13 protein-coding genes are annotated in these 16,346 nt (G+C 67.1%); 5 read left to right on the plus strand and 8 right to left on the minus strand.

Annotated elements, in window-relative coordinates:
• Positions 1–6: 6 nt before the first annotated feature.
• Together F7R91_RS11290 and F7R91_RS11295 are read right to left on the minus strand one after the other, a co-directional pair.
• Complete coding sequence (locus tag F7R91_RS11290; RefSeq protein WP_150947188.1) at positions 7–582, minus strand: TlpA family protein disulfide reductase; 576 nt, start codon at positions 580–582, stop codon at positions 7–9.
• Positions 583–596: 14 nt separating this feature from the next.
• Positions 597–1,115: a MauE/DoxX family redox-associated membrane protein gene (locus F7R91_RS11295; protein WP_150947190.1), complete on the minus strand. Its 519-nt coding sequence runs from the start codon at positions 1,113–1,115 to the stop codon at positions 597–599.
• Between the two features lie 950 nt (positions 1,116–2,065).
• Here F7R91_RS11295 and F7R91_RS11300 point away from each other — a divergent pair.
• The 5 genes from F7R91_RS11300 to F7R91_RS11320 are packed head-to-tail and all read left to right on the plus strand — an operon-like array spanning position 2,066 to position 7,894.
• Positions 2,066–3,940, plus strand: coding sequence for an ABC transporter substrate-binding protein (locus tag F7R91_RS11300; protein ID WP_150947192.1), 1,875 nt, complete (start codon positions 2,066–2,068; stop codon positions 3,938–3,940).
• A 3-nt stretch (positions 3,941–3,943) separates the two neighbouring features.
• Positions 3,944–5,011 carry an ABC transporter permease gene (locus F7R91_RS11305; RefSeq protein WP_150947193.1) on the plus strand — a complete coding sequence of 356 codons (1,068 nt, stop codon included), beginning with the start codon at positions 3,944–3,946 and terminating at the stop codon, positions 5,009–5,011.
• Entirely contained in the window at positions 5,008–5,931 is a 924-nt protein-coding gene (locus F7R91_RS11310) for an ABC transporter permease (RefSeq protein WP_150947195.1), read from the plus strand. The genes F7R91_RS11305 and F7R91_RS11310 overlap by 4 nt, the downstream gene beginning before the upstream one ends.
• Positions 5,928–6,920 carry an ABC transporter ATP-binding protein gene (locus F7R91_RS11315; RefSeq protein WP_150947205.1) on the plus strand — a complete coding sequence of 331 codons (993 nt, stop codon included), beginning with the start codon at positions 5,928–5,930 and terminating at the stop codon, positions 6,918–6,920. The genes F7R91_RS11310 and F7R91_RS11315 overlap by 4 nt, the downstream gene beginning before the upstream one ends.
• Positions 6,917–7,894: an ABC transporter ATP-binding protein gene (locus F7R91_RS11320; protein ID WP_150947206.1), complete on the plus strand. Its 978-nt coding sequence runs from the start codon at positions 6,917–6,919 to the stop codon at positions 7,892–7,894. Before F7R91_RS11315 ends, F7R91_RS11320 begins: the two co-directional genes overlap by 4 nt.
• Positions 7,895–7,971: 77 nt before the next feature.
• Here F7R91_RS11320 and F7R91_RS11325 read toward each other — a convergent pair whose 3' ends face one another.
• From F7R91_RS11325 to typA, 6 genes are all read right to left on the minus strand, one after another.
• Positions 7,972–9,111 (minus strand): ABC transporter ATP-binding protein, encoded by a 1,140-nt coding sequence (locus tag F7R91_RS11325; RefSeq protein ID WP_150947208.1) that lies wholly within the window; start codon positions 9,109–9,111, stop codon positions 7,972–7,974.
• Positions 9,104–10,153, minus strand: coding sequence for an ABC transporter ATP-binding protein (locus F7R91_RS11330; RefSeq protein WP_150947210.1), 1,050 nt, complete (start codon positions 10,151–10,153; stop codon positions 9,104–9,106). Before F7R91_RS11330 ends, F7R91_RS11325 begins: the two co-directional genes overlap by 8 nt.
• Positions 10,154–10,164: 11 nt before the next feature.
• Complete coding sequence (locus F7R91_RS11335) at positions 10,165–11,112, minus strand: ABC transporter permease (RefSeq protein WP_150947212.1); 948 nt, start codon at positions 11,110–11,112, stop codon at positions 10,165–10,167.
• Positions 11,105–12,037, minus strand: coding sequence for an ABC transporter permease (locus F7R91_RS11340; protein ID WP_150947214.1), 933 nt, complete (start codon positions 12,035–12,037; stop codon positions 11,105–11,107). Before F7R91_RS11340 ends, F7R91_RS11335 begins: the two co-directional genes overlap by 8 nt.
• A 138-nt stretch (positions 12,038–12,175) precedes the next feature.
• Positions 12,176–13,801, minus strand: a complete 1,626-nt coding sequence (locus F7R91_RS11345) for a peptide ABC transporter substrate-binding protein (protein ID WP_150947216.1) — start codon at positions 13,799–13,801, stop codon at positions 12,176–12,178.
• Positions 13,802–14,423: 622 nt separating this feature from the next.
• Entirely contained in the window at positions 14,424–16,340 is a 1,917-nt protein-coding gene (typA, locus tag F7R91_RS11350; RefSeq protein ID WP_150947218.1) for a translational GTPase TypA, read from the minus strand.
• Between the last annotated feature and the right edge of the window lie 6 nt (positions 16,341–16,346).

Here is a 16,346-nt window from a genome sequence, read left to right on the forward strand (position 1 = left end):
ACCCCGCTAACCGCCCACGAGAGCCGGGGTGAGGGACGCCACTCCGACGTCCGCGAGCAGGGAGGAACTCTGGGAGGAGACCATCACCTTTCCGCCACCGTCCACGACGAGATATGTGGGGAATACCGAGACGCCAAGCCCCTGTACGAGCTTGAAAGCGTCGCCGGATGCGTGAACGACACGACCGAGTTCACCAAGTTCGTCATTATAGAACGAGACTCCCTCCACATCTCCGACAATTACGGAGAACACGCGATCTCTGTCGACTCCCGTGTCGCGCAGGAACTTCTTATAAGCCGGAAGTTGAAGCTTACAGCCGCTGCATCCAACCGCCTGAAAGGTGAGAACCCAGGGATCCGGGCCGGCAAAGGGCAAGTCGACTTCCATCCCATCCGCATCGATCAGGGTAGGAGTTCGCGGAACGACGGCTCCCTCACGTGGACCCTCTTCCCGACGGCGACTCATGACTCCCTCCTCGGTCAACGGATCCAAGAGCTTCTTCACACGCAGCGCAACGGCCAGGGAAAGACCGCACGCTACCGAGGCCGCCAGCAAAGCGAAGGCGGAAAGCACGATCCCCATGCGCACTCCATTTCTCATTTCACATGCGTGGTACGGAAAAGGGAGGACAGCTCCCCGAGGTAGAGAAGCGTGATTCCAACGACAGTTGCGGGTGCTGCGATGATGGCATAGTGAGACAGACCCGGGCTTGCCGAATGAGCGGTCGCCCACCATGTGGTGGCACATGTGGCCAGCAGGAAAACGTTGCGCACGACGTGCGCGCCCGATGTAGGAGTGCCACTCGCTCCGACGCAGCCGCAGGACGCTTCGGACCGCGACCAAATGAGGCTCAGCAGATACGCGGTGAAGGCGAACAGGAGAAGCATGGCCGCAGCAAATCCGATCCACCGCAGTGGACACAGCAGAATAAGCGAAGCAATACACAGTTCAGCTGCGGGAACCGCTGCCGCCAGCACACCCGAGAATCGAAGGAGCCCTGGGATAGTCACCGCCAAATGTCGACGGAATTCATGGATGTCTCGGATTTTCGACAGGCCGGACCATAAGAACACTGCGGTCAGGCACAACTGTCCGAAGGCTTCGACAGCTTTCATTGTTCCCCGAGTCGTGTCTGGCTGATGCGCGAGACGGCCGCCGCGCTCCGGACCACGGCGGCCGCTTTGTATCCCGCTTAACAGTGAACCTTGCAGTCCGCCCCGTAGCAGCACTTACCGACAGGCCCGTAGTCGTTGTATACGTAGAAGCAGTCCGGTGCACAGCCCGCCGCTGCAATCGTCTGGGGAAGCAGCTTGTCGGCAACGCGCCCAAACAGGCCACGAAGCGTCTTGGCCATCGAGATTCTCCTCATCCGGTTTACTCGTCGGCCACCCCGCGAGGGATTTCCGACCTCAGGAACACCCTCTCCGAACGAGCTTTCCCAGGTCTTTCAACTATCTTTCATCCATTCAAAATGATGTCAAGGTGGATGTTGTTCCGTGCCGTCTCCTCGCCTCAAACGCCGAAGCACTGTGATGCGCCGGAAGCCCGATGTACTACGAACATCTCACAGCTCCGTCCCTGGAACAGGATCTCGCCGTGCGTCGCGTAGCTGACCCCGCCGCGCATGCGGCCCCTCTGGGTGCCTGGCTCCACGCATGGAGTGACTCCTCGTGAGTGCCCCGTGCAGTGCGCAGTGCAGCCAGCGCCGGAATACTGAACCGTTACCGGCCAATATCAGCACAGAGTGCCCATGATGCACGCAAGCACGGGCGGTACGGGTCACCGGCCGCACGGTCGTCCGAGCCGTCACCGGCAAGAGGGGCAGATACGGTCGGGGGACATCGTCAGGCCGTCACCAGGGCAGCTTCACCGGTGTGGACCAATGGCTGTCTCGTTCCCGTCTCAGGTTCATTTCCGCAGGCCACAGGCTGTTCACGCACCGTTGACGGGTGTGGAGCAGCGCTGGTAGACACACTCATCATTCCCGTCGGCGACACCCCGTCCGGTCCGGTCCAGCAGTCCGACAAGCCGTCCCTGTGCGAGCGATGACGCGAGGTCACGACCTATGAGCACACAAGTCCACGGCAATGGGCTCTCGGGCCCGAGGAGATTACGATCCCGGGCCAGCAGGCTCCTCGCCGCGGTCGGGGCAGCCGCCCTGACGTTGTCGGCCGGGCTCGCGACCCCGCTCAACCCGGCGCCCCACCGGGCCGCGGCCGCGGAAGGCGACAGCGTCCTGACCGTCGCGGTCGCGCAGAGCGTGGACTCGCTGAGCCCGTTCCTGGCGTCCCGGCTGCTCAGCACCAGCATCCACCGGCTGATGTACGAATACCTGACCAACTACGACCCCAGGGACGCCCGCGCCATCCCCGGCCTGGCGACCAGGTGGGAGTCGTCCCCCGACAAACTGACCTGGACGTACACCATCCGCTCCGACTCCCAGTGGTCGGACGGACAGCAGGCCACCGCCGAGGACGCGGCATGGACGTTCAACAAGATGATGACCGACGAGGGCGCCGCCACCGCCAACGGCAGCTTCGTCACCAACTTCAAGAAGGTCACCGCACTCAGCCCCGCCAAGCTGGTCATCGAACTGAAGACGCCGCAGGCCACCATGACAGCCCTCGACGTGCCGATCGTCCCCAAGCACGTCTGGGGGAAGGTCACGGACTTCTCCGAATTCAACAACGACAAGAGCTTCCCCGTCGTCGGGAACGGGCCGTTCGTCCTCACCGACTACAAGCCCGACAGCTACGTACGCCTCAAGGCGAACAAGGACTTCTGGCGGGGCACGCCGAAGTTCGACGAGATGGTCTTCCGCTACTACAAGGACCAGGACGCCGCCGTGGCCGCCCTGCGCAAGGGCGAGGTCTCCTTCGTCGCGGGCTCCCCCTCGCTGACCCCCGCTCAGGCGGCCTCCCTCGAGAGCGAGAAGGACATCCACGTCAACGACGCTCCCGGCCGCCGGTTCTACGCCCTAGCCATCAACCCTGGCGCCAAGGCGAGGAACGGCCAGAAGTTCGGCGACGGCGACCCCTCCCTGCTGGACGTACGGGTGCGGCACGCCCTGTTCATGGCGGTCGACCGCAAGGCCGTCATCGACAAGGTGTTCCAGGGCCACGCAGTCCAGGGCCAGGGCTACATCCCGCCGCGCTTCTCGCAGTACTTCTGGAAGCCATCGGCGAGCCAGGAACTCGCCTACGCCCCACAGCGGGCAGCCCGGCTGCTCGACGAGGCCGGCTACCGGAGGAACAACAGCTCCGGCAAACGTCTCGGCAAGGACGGCAAGCCGATCACGTACCGGATCCTCTGCCATGCCACCGACCCGAACGACAAGGCGGTCGGTCAGTACCTCAAGGAGTGGTGGGGCAGACTCGGCATCGGTGTCACCCTCGACTGCCTGGACAACGTGAGCGACCCGTGGCTCGCGGGCACCTACGACCTTGCCTTCGACGGCTGGTCCGTCAACCCGGACCCCGATTTCGTCCTGTCGATCCACACCTGCGCGGCCCTGCCCGCCACCCCGAAGGACAGCGGCGCCACGGACAACTTCGTCTGCGACAAGCAGTACGACGACCTGTACACGCGCCAGCTCTCCGAGTACGACCCCGCCAAACGGGCCACCATAGTCAAGCAGATGGAGTCGCGGCTGTACGACCTGGGGTACATGAACGTCATGGCGTACCCGAACGCCGTCGAGGCGTATCGGACCGACCAGATCAAGTCGATCCGGACGATGCCGAGCGACGCGGGCAACATCTACGGCCAGGACGGCTACTGGAGCTGGTGGTCGGCTGTTCCGGCGGACAGGACGGGATCCTCCGACGACGCCGGAGCGACCGGCGTGATCGTCGGCGGTGTCGTGGGAGCCGCGGTGCTGGTGGGCGCCGGCGTCTTCTTCGCTCTGCGCCGCCGGTCCACGGTCGACGACCGTGAATAGCCGATGACCGCCGACGCATCACCCACACCAGCCGGGAAGACCGTCGGTCCGGCCCCGGCCGGACCGGCGGCACACGGCCCCTGGGCATACACCACCGCCGTGTACCTCCGGTACGGCGTCGGCAAACTGGGCGGCGCCGCCGTCTCGCTGCTCGCCGTGCTCGTCACCGGCTTCTTCCTGTTCCGGCTGATCCCGGGCGACCCGGTCAAGACCATGACCGGTGGCCGTCCGGTGTCCACCGAGCAATTGGTCGCCTACCGAAAGGAGTTCGGGCTCGACCTGCCGCTGTGGCAGCAGTTCACCGACTACTGCGGTGAGGCACTCACCGGCGACCTCGGCACCTCGTACCAGTTCCGCGCCCCGGTCATCGACAAGATCAGCGAGGCCCTGCCGAACACGCTGCTGCTGACCGGCACGGCATTCGTCCTCTACACCGCGCTCGGCATCTTTCTCGGCACCCGTGCGGCCTGGCGCCACGGCCGGCTCGTGGACCGGCTGCACACCGGTCTGGCGCTGACCCTCTACTCCGTGCCGTCGTTCTGGCTGGGCCTGCTGCTCATCATCGTGTTCTCGGTGGGTACCGGGCCGATCCCCGGGCTGTTCCCCACCGGCGGCATGGAATCGGGCGGCGAGGAGGGCTTCGCGTACGTCCTCGACGTCGCCCACCATCTGATCCTGCCCGTGGTCACGCTGGTTGCGGTCGAGTACGGGCAGACCCTGCTGGTCACCCGCTCGGCGCTGCTCGACGAGATGGGCAGCGACTATCTGACCACCGCCCGGGCCAAGGGCCTCAGGGACGACCTGGTCCGGCGCCGCCACGCCGTGCCGAACGCGCTGCTGCCGACCGTGACGCTGGTCTTCGTCAACCTCGGCCGGACGGTCGCCGGCGTGATCCTCGTCGAGACGGTGTTCTCCTGGCCGGGTCTGGGCGGCCTGTTCTACCAGGCCCTGAGCGTGCCGGACCTGCCCCTGGTCCAGGGCCTGTTCCTCTTCTTCGCTGCAGCGGTGATCATCATGAACACTCTTGCTGACCTGGTCTATCCCCTGCTCGACCCCCGGGTGGGCCGGTGAAGACCGACATCCCCGCCCCGGCGGCCGGGGCGGGCCCGCGCCGCCTCGCCTGGCAGCGCCGCCGGCGTTCCGCCGTACGGTTCTGGAAGCAGTACCGCACCCACCGCGCGGGACTGGTGGGCATGACCGCGCTCACCCTGTTCGCACTGGTCGCACTCACCGCGCCGTTGACTGTCGGATCCGACGTGGCCGGGGTGACCGACGCTCCGGGCCGACCGATGGAGAGCCCGAGCGGCGAGTTCCCGCTGGGCACCGACCGGTTCGGGCGCGATCTGCTGGGCCTGCTGGTCTGGGGGTCGCGGGTCTCGCTGCTGGTGGGGCTGCTGGCGGCGGTGCTGTCGGTGGCGATCGGCACGTTGGTGGGCATCACGGCCGGGCACTTCAAGGGCGCGTACGCGACCGTGCTGATGCGGGTCACGGACTGGTTCCTGGTGATGCCGACGCTGGTGCTCGCCATCGCGCTGGCCACCGTGATGTCCCGCTCGCTGGGCACGGTGATCCTGGCGATCGGCGTGACCTCATGGCCGACGACAGCCCGGCTGGTGCGGGCGCAGACGCTGGCAGTGGAGTCGCGGCCGTACATCGAACGCGCGAAGGCGCTCGGCGGCGGGCACCGGCACATCATGGCCCGGCACGTGCTGCCCAATGTGATGCCGCTGGTGCTGGCGCAGGCGACCCTGATGGTCTCCGGCGCGATCCTCGCCGAGGCGACGCTTGCCTTCCTGGGGCTCGGTGATCCGACGGTGGTGTCGTGGGGCGGGCTGCTCCAGGAGGCGCGGGAGGCAGGTGCGGTGAGTTCTGGCGACTGGTGGTATCTGGTGCCGCCCGGTATCGCGATCGCGGCGGTGGCGCTGGCGTTCACGCTGTGCGGGCGTGCGGTGGAGTCGGTGCTCAACCCCCGGCTGGGGGTGGACCGTTGACACTGCTGGAGGTCCGGAACCTCGACGTCACCTACCCGAGTGGGGCGGCCGCGGTGCGGGGCGTGGACCTGTTGCTGGCGGCCGGGCAGAAGCTCGGCATCGCGGGCGAATCGGGCTGCGGCAAGTCCACGCTGGCGCTCGCGCTGCTGCGGCTGCTGCCGACCGGGACCCGGGTCGGCGGGGAGGTCCTGCTGGACGGCGAGGACATACTCACCATGCGGTGGGGGCAGGTTCGGGCGGTCCGCTGGGCGGGCGCCTCGATCGTCTTCCAGGGCGCGATGCACTCGCTGAACCCCGTGCACCGCGTCGGCGACCAAATCTCCGAGCCGGTCCTGCTGCACCGCAAGGCCACCCCGGCGGCCGCGAAGCAGCAGGCCGGGGAGCTGTTGGAGCACGTGGGTCTCCCGGTGGCGCGGGCGGCGGCGTATCCGCACGAACTCTCCGGCGGGCAGCGCCAGCGCGTGATGATCGCCATGGCCCTTGCCTGCGCACCCAGGCTGATCATCGCCGACGAACCGACGACGGCCCTGGACGTGATGATCCAGGCGCAGATCCTGCGGCTGATCGAACAGCTCGTCGCCGAGCAGAACCTGGGCCTGATCATGATCAGTCACGATCTCGCGGTCCTCGCAGACACCTGCGACCGGCTCGCGGTGATGTACGCGGGCCGGGTGGTCGAGGAGGGGCCTGCCCGAGAGGTCCACGAGGGAGCCCGGCACCCCTACGCCAAGGCATTGTCGGCTGCCTTCCCGCGCATTGGCGACCGTGCCTCCCGGTTCACCCCGCGCGGCCTGGCCGGCGACCCGCCCGACCCGGCCGCGCTGCCCTCCGGTTGCGCCTTCCACCCGCGCTGCCCGGTCGCGCTGGACTCCTGCGCCGTGGACGACCAGGCTCTGCGGGTGGCGGGACCGGGGCGGCGGGCCGCTTGTGTGCACGTGTCGGCGACGGTGCCGGGGCCGACGACCGAGGACGCGAGGAACGGTACATGACGCTGTTGAGGGCAGTGGGACTGCACGTCACCTACCCCGGCCGGCACGGCGGCCCGCCAGCATGCGCGGTGGACGGCGTCGAACTCGACGTCGGGGCTGGGGAGATCGTGGCCCTGGTCGGCGAGTCCGGCTGCGGAAAGACGACGCTGGCCCGGGCGCTGCTGGGTCTGGTACGGCCGACGCGGGGCCGCGTCAGCTTCGGCGGGCGGCCACTGGAGTACTCCTCTCGGGCCCTGAAGACGTACCGCAAACGCGTCCAGTTGGTCCTCCAGGACCCGACCGGATCACTCAACCCACGGCACACGGTGTACGACGCAGTCGCGGAGGGTCTGCGGATCCACGGGTACGGCGGCGATGAGCGGGCGGCGGTCGCGGAGGCCCTGTCGCGGGCGGGCCTCAGGCCTCCCGAGTCCTTCTTTCTCCGCTACCCGCACGAGTTGTCCGGCGGTCAGCGCCAACGAGTCGTCATCGCGGGCGCGTTGGTCCTGGAACCCGAACTCATCGTCGCCGATGAGCCGGTGGCCTCCCTGGACGCCTCCGTACGCGGCGAGATCCTGGCCCTGCTGCTGCGCCTGCGCACCGAACTGGGCCTGTCCGCGCTGGTGGTGACCCACGACCTGGGCCTGGCGTGGAACATCGCCGACCGGGTCGCGGTGATGTACCTGGGCCGGATCGTGGAAACGGGTGATGTGGAGCAGGTTCTGACGGTACCCCGGCACCCCTACACGCAGGCCCTGTTGTCGGTCCTGCCGGAGGCCCCCGGAAACCCTGTCGTTCTCACCGGCGAGCCCCCGGACCCATCCCGCATCCCCTCCGGCTGCCGCTTCCACGCGCGGTGCCAGATTCTGGGGAGCGGAGAGGCGGAACGGGCCGGGGTCGAGGAGGCGTGCCGGGACGAGGATCCCGGGGTGCTGGACGGGGGCGGGGAGGCGCAGGTGGCTTGCCACTGGGCGCGGGCGACCATCACGGAGTGACCGCGGCACAAGGAAATGCCGGTTCCCGGCACCCTGTTGGGGGTGCCGGGAACCGGTGGTCGTACCGATGCGGCGGATCAGGCTACGTGCACGACGTCCTTCTCCTCGGCGAAGTGGCATGCCGACTCGTGGGCCGCCGGGGTGTCCGAGCCCTTGAAGCTCTCGGGGATCGCGAGGAGCGGGACCTCCTCGGCGCACTTGTCCTGCGCCTTCCAGCAGCGGGTGCGGAAGCGGCAGCCCGAGGGCGGGTTGGCCGGCGAGGGCACGTCACCGGTCAGGATGATCCGCTCGCGGTGCTCACGGGCCTCCGGGTCCGGCACGGGCACCGCGGAGAGCAGCGCCTGGGTGTAGGGGTGTGTCGGGTGGTCGTAGATCTGCTCGTCGGAGCCGATCTCCGCAATCCGTCCGAGGTACATCACCCCCACACGGTCCGAGATGTGCCGGACGATCGACAGGTCGTGCGCGATGAAGATGTAGGAGAGGTTGAACTCGTCCTGCAGTCGCTCCATCAGGTTGATGACCTGGGCCTGGACGGACACGTCCAGGGCCGAGACCGGCTCGTCGCAGATGATGATCTCGGGGTTGAGTGCGAGGCCGCGGGCGATGCCGATGCGCTGGCGCTGACCGCCCGAGAACTGGTGCGGGTAGCGGTTGATGTACTCGGGGTTGAGGCCCACGACGTCCAGCAGTTCCTGGACCTTGCGGCGCCGGTCGCCCTTCGGGGCCACCTCGGGGTGGATGTCGAAGGGCTCCCCGATGATGTCGCCTACCGTCATACGGGGGTTGAGCGAGGTGTACGGGTCCTGGAACACCATCTGGATGTTGCGGCGTACGGCCTTCAGGGCGCGCCCGGACAGTCTGGTGATGTCCTGGCCCTTGTAGAAGATCTCGCCCGCGGTGGCCCGCTCCAGGTTCATCAGAAGCTTGGCGACGGTCGACTTGCCGCAGCCGGACTCGCCCACGATGCCCAGGGTCTCGCCCTGGTACAGGTCGAAGGAGACGCCGTCGACGGCCTTGACCGCGCCGATCTGCCGCTTGAACAGGATGCCCTGGGTGAGCGGGAAGTGCTTCACCAGGTTGCGCACCTGCAGGATCGGCTCACCGCGCTCGACAGGGGCGTCGATCGCGGCGACCGCCTCCGCCTCGGAATGGGCGTCCACGACCTCCACGTCGGATACGTTCGGCGTGGCGTCCTGCGGCTCGTCGGTCTCAGCCATGGATCGTCTCCTTCCGGAAGTGGCACGCCGAGGCACGGCCGACCAGCTCGGAGCCGTCCTGCTCGGTGACCCCCAGCAGGTCCGGGACCTCGGTGCGGCACACGTCCTCGGCCTTCGGGCAGCGCGGGTTGAAGGCGCAACCGGACGGGATGCGCAGCAGGTTGGGCGGCAGACCCTTGATCGCGTACAGCTCCTGGCCCTTCTGGTCCAGGCGCGGGATCGAGTCCAGCAGACCACGGGTGTACGGGTGCGCCGGGCGCTTGTACAGCTCGTGGACCGGGGCCCGCTCCACGATCCGGCCCGCGTACATCACGGCGATCTTGTCGGCCACGTCGGCGACCACGCCGAGGTCGTGGGTGATCAGGATCAGGCCCATGTTGTACTCGCGCTGCAGCTCCGCTAGCAGGTCCATGACCTGGGCCTGGACCGTCACGTCGAGAGCCGTTGTGGGCTCGTCGGCGATGATCAGGTCCGGCTCCAGGGCCAGCGCCATGGCGATCATGATGCGCTGGCGCATACCGCCGGAGAACTGGTGCGGGTAGTCGTTCACCCGGGCCGCGGCGGCCGGGATCTTCACCCGGTCCATCAGCTCGATCGCCTTGGCCTTGGCGTCCTTCTTGGACATGCCCTGGTGGACGCGGAACATCTCGCCGAGCTGGTAGCCGACGCTGAGCACCGGGTTGAGCGAGCTGAGCGCGTCCTGGAAGATCATGGCGATGCGCTGGCCGCGGATCTTGCGGCGTTCCTCGCCGGACATCTTCAGCATGTCCTGGCCGCGGAAGAGGATCTCGCCCTGCGGGATCGTCGCCGGGGGCATGTCGAGGATGCCCATGATCGCCTGCGCGGTCACGGACTTGCCGGAGCCGGACTCGCCGAGCACGGCGAGCGTCTCGCCGGCCTTGACGCTGTAGTTGACGCCGTTGACGGCCCGTACGACACCCTCACGGGTGCGGAACTCGACGTGCAGGTCGCGCACTTCGAGGAGCGGGCCGCCGTTGTCCTCACGCGGCGAGGGCACGAAGGCTTCTTCGATGATGGTCACGTACGCCTCCCTCAGCGCGTCTTCGGGTCGAGGGCGTTGCGGACCGCTTCGCCGAGCATGATGAATGCCAGCACCGTGATGGTGAGCATGATCGACGGGTAGAGCATGATCCACTGTGCTACCCGGATCTGGGCGCCGCCGTCGGAGATGTCGTTGCCCCAGGAGACGCCGTTCAGACCGAGGCCCAGGAAGGACAGCGTGGCCTCCGCGCCGATGTAGACGCCGAGCGAGATGGTCGCGACGACGATCACCGGGGCCAGGGTGTTCGGCAGGATGTGTCGGAACAGGATGCGAGTGGTGCTCGCGCCCAGCGCCTTGGCCGCCTGGACGTAGTCGGCCTGCTTGGTGGTGATCACCGCACCGCGCATCACACGGGCCAGCTGGGTCCAGCCGAAGAAGCCCAGGGCGCCGATGACGACCCAGGTGGTGCGCTTCGGGAAGGAGTTGAGGACGACCATGGTGCCCAGCAGGAACGGGATGCCGAAGAACACGTCCACGAGCCGGGACAGGATGGAGTCGACGACCCCGCCGAAGTAGCCGGCGATCATGCCGACCAGGCCGCCGGCGATCGTCACCAGGATGGTGGTGCCGAAGCCGACGGCTATGGAGGCCCGGGCGCCGTAGATGAGCCGGGCGTAGACGCTGCGGCCCTGCTGGTCGTATCCCAGCCACTCGGCCGAGAAGACCTTTCCGAGCTGCGGCTTCTGAAGGTAGTGCTTGGCCAGGTCGCCGTAGGCCGGGTTGGCGCTGGTGAACCAGCTGGGGAAGAAGGTGATCGTCAGGAGCAGCAGGATCAGAACCGAGGAGACGATGAAGATCTTGTTGCGCCGCAGATCCTGCCAGGCGTCGCCCCACAGGCCGCGGGCCTTCTCGGCCTTGAGCGGCTGGGGGGCGGGGGCGGCGGCGCCCACGGCGTCCGGGGCGGCGGTGACGGTGCCGGATTTGGTCATGTCAGGCATAGCGAATCCTCGGGTCAAGGACCGCGTAAAGCAGGTCGACAAGGAGGCTGGCGACAAGGTAGACGAGCACGAGGATGGTCACCAGACCGACGAGGGTGGTGCCTTCCCTGCGGACGATCGACTGGTAGATCGTGCCGCCGACGCCCTGGATGTTGAAGATGCCCTCGGTGATGACGGCGCCGCCGAGCAGCGCGCCGATGTCCGTGCCCAGGTAAGTGACCACGGGGATCATCGAGTTGCGCATCAGGTGGACGCTCACCACCCGGCGCCGCGGCAGGCCCTTGGCGATGGCCGTGCGGACGTAGTCGGCGCGCATGTTCTCGGCTATCGACGTACGGGTCAGCCGGGACACGTAGGCGAGTGACGCGGTGGCCAGCACAATGGCCGGCATCAGCAACTGCCCGTAGTTCGAGGGGTCGTTGACATTCGGTTCCAGCCACTGCAGTTCGTCGGCGAAGATCCACTTGAGCAGGAAGCCAAGGACGAACACCGGAACCGAGATCAGCAGCAGCGTGATCAGCAGGACCGCGGTGTCGGCGGAGCGTCCGGCGCGCAGGCCCGCGAAGACGCCGAGGCTGATGCCGAGGACGACCTCGATGGCGAAGGCGAAGCCGCCCAGGCGCAGGGTCACCGGGAACGCGTCGCCGAGCACATCGGTGACAGGGCGGCCACTGGCGATCTGCGTGCCGAAGTCGGCGTGCAGAATCATGTCCTTCATGTAGTTCCAGTACTGGACCAGGATCGGCTGGTCCAGACCGTACTCATGTCTCAGTGCGGCGACGACCTGCGGGCTGCCGCCCTTGTCGCCGAACAGCCCCCGCACCGGGTCGCCGGGCAGGGCGTAGACCATGAGAAAAATAAGCAGAGTTGTTCCGATGAACACCGGAATCATCTGGAGCAGTCGCCGTGCAACGTAGCGCCCCATCGTGCCTCCATATAAGTCACAGCGGCAGCCGACGGGCCCTTTTCCCGAGCACCGTTTGACGGTGCTCGGGAAAAGGGCCCCCCAGCCGCTCCCCGGGGCGCGTCTGCGTCGCGCCCTGGGGGAACGGGCTGTTTGCGGTTACTTCTTGACCTGGACGCCGGTCAGGATCGGGTCGCCGTCCTGGGCGAACTTCACGCCCGAGACCTTCTCCCCGTAGCCCGCGTTGACCTTGTAGTACCAGAGCGGAATGCTCGGCATGTAGTCGGCCAGCTGCTTCTCGATCGCCTGGTACTTCGCCACCGAGTCGTCCAGCGTGGTGGCGCTGTCGGCGGCGGCGATCTCCTTGTCGATGTCCTTGTTGGAGAAGCCGCTCGTGTTGCCGGAGGACTTGCTGCCGTACAGGTCGCGGAGGAAGTTGGCGTTCATGGGGAAGTCCAGCACCCAGCCGCCGCGGTACATGGACTTGACCTCGTGCGCGTCACGGGCGTCGAGGTCGGCCTGGAAGTCGGCCTTCGAGTCGGTGTCGCACTTCACACCGGTGGCGTTGGTGATGGAGTTGCAGACCGCCTCCACCCACTCCTTGTGGCCGCCGTCCGCGTTGAACTGGATGGTGATCTCGTTCCCGGGAACGCCGCCACCCTCCTTGATGAGCGCCTTGGCCTTGGCCGGGTCGTACGTGGTGACGTCACCCGCGGCGTTCGGCTGGTAGCCGAGAACGCCCTTGGCGACCCAGCCGGTGGCGGGCTCACGGGTGCCCTGGAGCACGGTCTTGGTGATGGTGTTGCGGTCGATCGCCATCGACAGGCCCTGCAGGACCTTGGGGTCGATGTCCTTCCACTGCTTGGTGTAGAAGGCGGGGACGATCGACTGGACGGCGGAGTACGCCTGGTCCACCGCGCGGTCACCGAGGTCGGTCTTGTAGACCGGCAGGTCCTTGGGAGCGATCTGGGTGATGACGTCGAGGTTGCCGGACTTCAGGTCCTCGTACGCCGTCTCGGGGGTGGAGTAGTTCTTGAAGGTCACGCCGCCGTTCTTGGCCGCGTTCGAGCCCTTGTAGTCGGCGTTCTTGGCGACCGTGATCGCCTTCTTGTGCTCCCAGCTGACGAACTTGTAGGGGCCGTTGCCGATCGGCTTCTGACCGGCGGCCTCCGGGTCCTTGAAGAAGGACTCGGGCAGCGGCGAGAAGACCTCGTAGCCGAGCTTGTAGATGAAGTACGGCATGGCCGTGCTCAGCTCGATGGTGAAGGTGCTGTCGTCGACGACCTTCAGGCCGGACAGCTCGGTGGCCTTGGGCTTGCCCGACTCCGGGGCGACCTCGGAGTAGCCCTTGATGTCGGAGAACCAGAAGCTGTTGGTCTGCTTGTTCTCCGGGGTGGCGGCCCAGTTCCAGGCCTTGACGTAGGACTCGGCGGTGACCGGGGTGCCGTCGTGGAACTTCCAGCCCGACTTCAGCTTGACCGTGAAGGTCTTGCTGTCCGTGGTGTCGACGGAGTCGGCGTTCATCATGACGATCTTGCCGCTGCTGTCGTAGTCCACCAGGCCGGTGAACAGCGACTTGATCACGATGCTGCCGTAGGACTCCATGGTGTTGGCCGGCTGCAGCGGGTTCTGCGGCTCACCGGACTCGACCGTGAACGTACCGTTCGGGTCGATCGCGGCCTTGCTGTCGCCGCTGCCCTCATCGCCGCTACCACCGCAGGCGGTCGCTCCAAGTGCCACCACCGCGGCTATCGCAACCCACTTGGCACTCCTGGCACCGCGCATGGGTTCCTCCTCAAGAATCCATAGGTTCACTGCACGGGACAGCACTGGACACAACACCGTTGCCGGCGCGTGAAACTGTGTCGGTGCCCCCAGCGCTCGAGAGCCTGCGCCTCTGGTTGGCGCGACCCGTCTGATCCGAGCTCTACGCGCCTAACTATCTGGCATGAGCTATCGCCGAACCACACCATCAAGGTCTCGGTTCGATCACACCTGCGGCCAACTTCTTCCAAAATCCGGACAAAGGGATAGAGGGAAGATCCCTGCGAAACGGACTTGTTACACATCTATCGGCGTCGAGTGTCCGCATTCCGGACGCACCGGTAGGGAAAATGAGTTGCGGCCACCGTGGCCGCTGTGCGGGGGGTGCACTCGGTGCACTTGTCCGCGGGCCGACGTGCCAAGGGGCTGCGCCCTCACTACAGTTGGCCGACAGCGCGGGCCTGCCTGCACATCGCGCCGCCCCGAGGCTAGTACCGATCGTGGGCCACCGGGCGCCCGCCGGCCGAATCAGAGGGTTATCCCTATGCCTCCGCCAGGCAGGAACTGTGAACATGCAGCGAGCCAGGCCCCCCACAAGAGGGCCTGGCTCTTCGGTTGAACGCTGCCGTGGCCGCCCGGCCGGTCAGCCGTGCTTCGCCCGGCTCGCCGCGCGGGCGCGCTCGCGGGCGTCCAGGTTCACCTTGCGGATGCGCACCGCCTCCGGGGTGACCTCCACGCACTCGTCGTCGCGGCAGAACTCCAGCGACTGCTCCAGGGAGAGCTTGCGCGGCGGGACGATCGACTCCGCCACATCGGCCGTGGACGACCGCATGTTCGTGAGCTTCTTCTCCTTGGTGATGTTGACGTCCATGTCGTCGGAGCGGGAGTTCTCGCCGACGATCATGCCCTCGTACACCTCGGTGCCCGGCTCCACGAACAGCACACCGCGCTCCTGGAGGTTCGTCATCGCGAAGGCGGTGACAGAACCGGAGCGGTCGGCGACCAGCGAACCGTTGTTACGCGTCTGCAGGGCGCCGAACCAGGGCTCGAAGCCCTCGTGGATGGAGTGACCGATACCCGTGCCGCGGGTCTGGGTCAGGAACTCCGTCCGGAATCCGATCAGACCGCGGGAGGGCACCACGAACTCCATGCGCACCCAGCCGGAACCGTGGTTGGACATGTTGTCCATACGGCCCTTGCGCACACCCATGAGCTGGGTGACCGCGCCCATGTGCTCCTCGGGCACGTCGACCGTCATCCGCTCGACCGGCTCGTAGACCTTGCCGTCGACGTCCTTGGTGACGACCTGCGGCTTGCCGACCGTGAGCTCGTAGCCCTCCCGGCGCATGGTCTCGACGAGGATGGCGAGCGCGAGCTCACCACGGCCCTGGACCTCCCAGGCGTCCGGACGCTCGGTGTCCAGGACCCGCAGGGAGACGTTACCGATCAGCTCGCGGTCGAGACGGTCCTTGACCTGGCGGGCGGTGACCTTGCGGTCCTTCACGGCCGCCTTCGCGTCGGCGCCCTTGCCGGAGCCGCCGCGGCCCACCATCGGGGAGGTGTTGGTGCCGATCACCATGGAGATCGCGGGCTCGTCGACCGTGATCAGCGGGAGCGCAATCGGGTTCTCGGTGTCGGCCAGCGTCTCACCGATCATGATGTCCGGGATGCCGGCGACGGCACAGATGTCACCGGGGCCGGCCTTCTCGGCGGGCTTGCGGGTGAGCGCCTCGGTCATCATCAGCTCACTGATGCGGACGTTGCTGATCGACCCGTCACGCTTGATCCACGCGACCGTCTGGCCCTTGCGCAGCTCGCCCTGCTCGACACGGAGCAGCGCGATACGGCCGAGGAAGTTGTCGGCGTCGAGGTTGGTGACATGGGCCTGGAGCGGCGCGTCCTCGTCGTAGACCGGGGCCGGGATGTGCTCCAGGATCGTGGAGAAGAACGGCTCCAGGCTGGTGGAGTCGGCCGGGACCGTGCCGTTCTCCGGCTTGGTCAGCGAGGCGATGCCGTCGCGGCCGCAGGCGTAGACGATCGGGAACTCGATCTGCTCCTCGTCCGCGTCCAGGTCGAGGAAGAGGTCGTAGGTCTCGTTGACGACCTCGTCGATACGGGAGTCAGGGCGGTCCGTCTTGTTGATGCACAGGATGACGGGCAGGCGCTGCTGGAGGGCCTTGCGCAGCACGAAGCGGGTCTGCGGCAGCGGGCCCTCGGAGGCGTCGACGAGCAGCACCACGCCGTCGACCATCGACAGGCCGCGCTCGACCTCGCCGCCGAAGTCGGCGTGGCCGGGGGTGTCGATGATGTTGATGGTGATCGGGTCCCCGCCGTCCTTCGGGTGGTACTTCACCGCGGTGTTCTTGGCGAGGATCGTGATGCCCTTCTCACGCTCCAGGTCGTTCGAGTCCATCACGCGGTCGTCGACCTGGTCGAGCTGGTGGGCGGCGAAGGCACCGGCCTGCTTCAGCATGCCGTCGACGATGGTCGTCTTGCCGTGGTCGACGTGCGCGACGATGGCGACGTTGCGGATGTCGTGACGCGTAGCAGTCACAGGCATGGTGTG

The sequence above is a fragment of the Streptomyces luteolifulvus genome (assembly GCF_008806595.1).
In the GTDB taxonomy this organism is placed as follows: Bacteria; Actinomycetota; Actinomycetes; order Streptomycetales; family Streptomycetaceae; genus Streptomyces; species Streptomyces luteolifulvus.

What these genes read in the sequence shown, in the direction of transcription:
- F7R91_RS11290 (WP_150947188.1), bottom strand. Translation starts at nt 582, where the DNA reads ATGGGGATCGTGCTTTCCGCCTTCGCTTTGCTGGCGGCCTCGGTAGCG.
- F7R91_RS11295 (WP_150947190.1), bottom strand. Translation starts at nt 1,115, where the DNA reads ATGAAAGCTGTCGAAGCCTTCGGACAGTTGTGCCTGACCGCAGTGTTC.
- F7R91_RS11300 (WP_150947192.1), top strand. Translation starts at nt 2,066, where the DNA reads ATGAGCACACAAGTCCACGGCAATGGGCTCTCGGGCCCGAGGAGATTA.
- F7R91_RS11305 (WP_150947193.1), top strand. Translation starts at nt 3,944, where the DNA reads ATGACCGCCGACGCATCACCCACACCAGCCGGGAAGACCGTCGGTCCG.
- F7R91_RS11320 (WP_150947206.1), top strand. Translation starts at nt 6,917, where the DNA reads ATGACGCTGTTGAGGGCAGTGGGACTGCACGTCACCTACCCCGGCCGG.
- F7R91_RS11325 (WP_150947208.1), bottom strand. Translation starts at nt 9,111, where the DNA reads ATGGCTGAGACCGACGAGCCGCAGGACGCCACGCCGAACGTATCCGAC.
- F7R91_RS11335 (WP_150947212.1), bottom strand. Translation starts at nt 11,112, where the DNA reads ATGCCTGACATGACCAAATCCGGCACCGTCACCGCCGCCCCGGACGCC.
- F7R91_RS11340 (WP_150947214.1), bottom strand. Translation starts at nt 12,037, where the DNA reads ATGGGGCGCTACGTTGCACGGCGACTGCTCCAGATGATTCCGGTGTTC.
- F7R91_RS11345 (WP_150947216.1), bottom strand. Translation starts at nt 13,801, where the DNA reads ATGCGCGGTGCCAGGAGTGCCAAGTGGGTTGCGATAGCCGCGGTGGTG.
- typA (WP_150947218.1), bottom strand. Translation starts at nt 16,340, where the DNA reads ATGCCTGTGACTGCTACGCGTCACGACATCCGCAACGTCGCCATCGTC.